Source organism: Ramlibacter sp., assembly GCF_035706265.1.
Lineage (GTDB): Bacteria > Pseudomonadota > Gammaproteobacteria > Burkholderiales > Burkholderiaceae_C > Ramlibacter.
The window spans coordinates 1-3,765 of sequence record NZ_DASSVG010000022.1 but is presented as its reverse complement, the minus strand read 5'-3'; the positions used below and the strand labels follow the sequence as shown (position 1 = coordinate 3,765).

Annotated in this window: 5 protein-coding genes and 1 pseudogene; 4 read left to right on the top strand and 2 right to left on the bottom strand. The window is 68.3% G+C overall.

The genetic code is table 11. The features are described 5' to 3' along the window. Window positions 1-413 (bottom strand): annotated as a pseudogene (locus tag VFM98_RS00855) (hypothetical protein); the annotation flags it as partial. Continuing rightward, window positions 414-1,388 carry a glutathione synthase gene (gene gshB / locus VFM98_RS00850; RefSeq protein ID WP_325107990.1) on the bottom strand — a complete coding sequence of 325 codons (975 nt, stop codon included), beginning with the start codon at window positions 1,386-1,388 and terminating at the stop codon, window positions 414-416. Window positions 1,389-1,768: 380 nt separating this feature from the next. On the opposite strand from gshB, the gene pilG reads away from it, so the two are divergent. From pilG to VFM98_RS00830, 4 genes are all read left to right on the top strand, one after another. Further along, window positions 1,769-2,128, top strand: coding sequence for a twitching motility response regulator PilG (gene pilG / locus VFM98_RS00845; protein WP_325107991.1), 360 nt, complete (start codon window positions 1,769-1,771; stop codon window positions 2,126-2,128). Between the two features lie 33 nt (window positions 2,129-2,161). Beyond that, complete coding sequence (locus tag VFM98_RS00840) at window positions 2,162-2,533, top strand: response regulator (protein ID WP_325107989.1); 372 nt, start codon at window positions 2,162-2,164, stop codon at window positions 2,531-2,533. Window positions 2,534-2,538: 5 nt separating this feature from the next. Continuing rightward, window positions 2,539-3,069 carry a chemotaxis protein CheW gene (locus VFM98_RS00835; protein WP_325107988.1) on the top strand — a complete coding sequence of 177 codons (531 nt, stop codon included), beginning with the start codon at window positions 2,539-2,541 and terminating at the stop codon, window positions 3,067-3,069. A gap of 125 nt (window positions 3,070-3,194) precedes the next feature. Beyond that, window positions 3,195-3,765, top strand: a 571-nt coding sequence (locus VFM98_RS00830) for a type IV pili methyl-accepting chemotaxis transducer N-terminal domain-containing protein (protein ID WP_325107987.1), incomplete at its 3' end; no start/stop codon positions are given.

Genomic DNA, 3,765 nt, shown 5'->3' with positions numbered 1-3,765 from the left:
TCCACCGGGCGCCGCTCGCTGCCGGCATCCACGGTGAAGCGGCTGTCGCCGCGGGTGGTGACCATGCGGTCCGGCCGGGGCGGCTGCGGCGCCGGGTTGGCGTCGTCCACCGGCGCCGGTGCCACGCCCGGGGTCGGCTTGGGCAGCGGCCCGCTGAAGGCGTTGGAGGGGCGCTCGGCGCGATCGCTGGTGCCGCCGCCGCGATTGTTCGCCTGGGCCAGGAAGTCGGCCTTGTCCGGCGCTTCACGGTTGGCCACGTTGACCAGGGTCACGTCCAGCGTGGGCAGCGCCGGCGCCGGCCGCGTCAGCTCGAAGGTGATGCCCAGCAGCAGCACGCCGTGCAGCACCAGCGAAAACAGGAAGGTCGCCCCGATCATGTCGGGACTGCGGGGCACGGGGGTGGCGTTGCTCACTTAGACACGGGTTCCTGCGGCGGTCTGCTCGATGGCATCGAACAGCGTGCCGGCGATGTTAAGCCCGAACTGCGCGTCCAGCTCGCGCACGCAGGTCGGTGATGTGACGTTGACCTCGGTCAGGTAGTCGCCGATCACGTCCAGCCCAACGAAGCGCAGGCCGCGGCGGCGCAGCTCCGGGCCCACCTCGGCGGCGATCCAGCGATCGCGGTCGGACAGCGGCACGCCCTCGCCGCGGCCGCCGACGGCGAGGTTGCCGCGGAACTCGTTGCCCTGCGGAATGCGCGCCAGCGCGTACGGCACCGGCTCGCCATCGACCAGCAGGATCCGCTTGTCGCCGGCGCTGATCTGCGGGATGAATTTCTGCGCCACCGCAAACTGCCGCCCCTGGCCGTGCGCGTCGCCGCCGAGCAGGGTTTCGAGCATGGAGTTGAGGTTGCTGTCGCCCGCCCGCACGCGGAAGATGCCGCGCCCGCCCATGCCGTCCAGTGGCTTGAGCACCGCCTCGCCGTGCTCGTCGACGAAGCGGCGCAGTTCGGCGGGGTCGCGCGCCACCAGGGTTGGCGCCATGCATTGCGGGAAGTGCAGCGCAAACACCTTCTCGTTGCAGTCGCGCAGCGAGCGCGGGTCGTTGATGACCTGCACACCGCCACGCTGCGCGGCCTCCAGCACCATGGTGTCGTAGAGGAACTCGCGGTCCACGGGCGGATCCTTGCGCATCAGCACCACGTCCAGCTCGCGCAGGTCGCGCCAGCGCGCCTCGTCGCGGCGGAACCAGCCACCGGCGTCGTCCTTCACCGTCAGTGGCACCAGGCGTGCCCAGGGGGCGCCGTCACGCAGCGCCAGGTCGCCCTGCTCCATGTAATGCAGGGCATGGCCGCGCCGCTGCGCCTCCAGCAGCAGGGCGAAGGTGGTGTCCTTGGCGATCTTGATCGCCTCGATCGGGTCCATCAGCACGGCAACCGCGAGCGGCATGGGGATCTCCGGGAGTGGGGCTGGCGCGCGGGGACGACGCCGGGTCGTCGATGTTCGCCGAGCCGATGCCATGGCGGCAAGGCGGCCGGTCAAGAATCGAGCCGCGCGGCCGACATGCCCGGTGAAGGGCGATACACTGGGCATCCGCCGTGATTTTGTCTTGACGGGCCGTGGGGCAAGCGGTAAACAGCAACGGCTGAAGGCGCCATGCGAGAAAGGCGTCCAAGACACAAGATTAAGCGGTTTTTTTTCATTGCGCGGGCGGCGCCCGGCGTCAGGCGCCGCACGCATCCGGCGCTGTTACCCGAGCCTGGGGCGGGCCGCAGGGGGATTGAGTGAACTTGAACGCGAGTGCTAACGGCCTGGCCGGTCTGAAGGTCATGGTCATCGATGACTCCAAGACCATCCGCCGCACGGCGGAAACCTTGCTGAAGAAAGAAGGTTGCGACGTGCTCACGGCAGTGGACGGTTTCGAGGCGCTGGCGAAGATCTCCGACCAGAAGCCGGCCATCATCTTCGTCGACATCATGATGCCGCGCCTGGACGGCTACCAGACCTGCGCGCTGATCAAGAACAATCCCCAGTTCCGGGCCACGCCGGTCATCATGCTCAGCTCGAAGGACGGCCTTTTCGACAAGGCCCGCGGCCGCATCGTCGGCGCCGAGCAATACCTGACCAAGCCATTCACCCGCGACGAGCTGCTTGGCGCCATCCACCGTCACATCGGTACGATGGCTTGATCCAGTTCGACGACGGCGTCTGAGGGGAGGCCTGTGGCAAACATTCTCATCATCGACGATTCGCCCACCGACGTGCGCGTGTTCACCACGCTGCTCGAGGGAGCGGGTCATTCCGTCACTGCGGTCGGCAACGCCGAGGAAGGCATCGAGCGCGTGCGCGCCGACCTGCCCGACCTGGTCATCATGGACGTCATCATGCCCGGCATGAACGGCTTCCAGGCCACCCGCACGCTCACCCGCGACCCGGCCACGGCGACCATCCCGATCGTGATGATCACCACCAAGTCGATGGAAACCGACCGCGTGTGGGGGCTTCGCCAGGGTGCCCGTGCCTTCATCACCAAGCCGGTGAAGGAAAAGGAACTGCTGGCCTGCATCAACGACCTGCTGCCGAGCGCCGCATGAGCGCGGTGGCGAATCTTTCCCCGTTCGAGGTTCTCGCGCAGTACGAGCGCCTGTCGCTGGCGCACGCCTCGGACACGCGCCAGACGCTGGAGGCACCCGGCCTGTGGCGCGGCATCGGCTACCGGGTGGGCGCGCGCCTGTTCGTCAGCAGCATCGACGAGATCAACGAGCTGCTCGCCGTGCCCGTGCTCACGCCGGTGCCCGGCACCCAGCCTTGGCTGCTCGGCGTGGCCAACGTGCGCGGCAACCTGGTGCCGGTGATCGACCTGGGTCGCTTCCTGTTCGGTGCGCGTACCCAGCCCACCGAGCGCACGCGTCTGCTGATCGTGCGCCAGGCCGGCGGCAGTGTGGCGCTCATGGTCGACGAGGTGTTCGGCCAGCGTACGGTGGACGAGCAGCAGCGCCGCGAGGCCGAGGGCGAGGACGATCCGCGCCTGGCGCGCTTCGTCGATGAGCGCGTGGGCGAGCAGAAGATGGCCCTGTTCAGCGTGGGCCGCCTGGTGCGTGCGCCGGATTTCCGTCAGGCCGCGGCCTGACGCTCCGACGTCGCGGGAGGGGCCGGGCGCCGCAGGTACGGGCGCCACGGGCGACACAGGTTCCGGAGGGTGCGCACGGCGTCGCCGGCGGACGATCCAAGTCGTTGTAGAAGGGTGAGGTGAACATGAGCACTACAGGGGGCATCGGCAAGGAACGCGGCTATACCGGCCTGATCGTTCTGCTGCTGATCTCGATCGGCCTGGCCGCAGCGGACTTCGTGTTCCTGAACCAGAAGAACGGCGAGGACCGCCAGGCGGTGGCGCTGACCACGCAGATCCAGGTGCTTTCGCAGCAGACGGCGAAGTACGCGATCGAGTCGGCTGACGGCAACGTGAACTCCTTCCAGGAGCTGGCCGCCACGCGCAACGCGATCGACTCGGCGGTGCAGCGCCTCACCAAGGGCGACCCGAAGAGCGGCATGCAGGCCTATGGCGACAACAACGCCTCGCCCGCCGGCCGCGCGGTGACCGCGCTCAACAACGCGTGGAAGCAGCTGGACGGGGACATCGGCAAGATCCTCTCCAACAAGTCGGTGGTGCTTGACTCGGCCAGTCGTGCCAACACGCTGGCGCGGCAGATCCCTCTGCTCAACTCGAGCACCGAGCAGGTGATCAACATCCTGCAGCAGCGCAACGGCTCGGCCGACCAGATGCTTGGCTCCTCGCGCCAGATGCTGGTGGCCGACCGCATGATCC

Excerpts from the sequence above, each read along its gene's own strand:
- gshB (WP_325107990.1), bottom strand. The coding sequence starts at position 1,388 with ATGCCGCTCGCGGTTGCCGTGCTGATGGACCCGATCGAGGCGATCAAG.
- pilG (WP_325107991.1), top strand. The coding sequence starts at position 1,769 with ATGGTCATCGATGACTCCAAGACCATCCGCCGCACGGCGGAAACCTTG.